This is a genomic window from Pseudoalteromonas sp. S1650, assembly GCF_005887195.1.
GTDB classification, from domain to species: domain Bacteria; phylum Pseudomonadota; class Gammaproteobacteria; order Enterobacterales; family Alteromonadaceae; genus Pseudoalteromonas; species Pseudoalteromonas simplex.
The window spans coordinates 1-274 of record NZ_PNDF01000248.1; the positions used below are offsets into that span (position 1 = coordinate 1).

The following is a 274-nucleotide window of genomic DNA, read 5'->3' on the forward strand; positions in this document are numbered from 1 at the left end:
CGTACTCATTCGTAGGTTTTTTCACACTTAATTGGGCACGCTCGCATTGGATGGTAATTTAGTGGTATTTGCTTTAGCTTTAGCAAATGAATTATGGGCTAAACAGTCTCTAGTTTTAGCCTCACAAGCAACAACAAATGCTAACAGACTCCCCAGCGATATCATTAATAATGCCGTAGTTGCGCAAGCCAAGGGTATACAGCAACAGTTAACAGAACCTTGGCAGTCAGAACACTTGGCTGGAATTAGCCCACAAACTGCACGATATAATAAT

The 274-nt window shown here is 41.2% G+C and carries 1 protein-coding gene; it reads left to right on the forward strand.

The window, feature by feature from the left end:
• Positions 1–46: 46 nt before the first annotated feature.
• A partial coding sequence (locus tag CWB80_RS22295; protein ID WP_138686327.1) for a hypothetical protein occupies positions 47–274 on the forward strand: 228 nt, incomplete at its 3' end.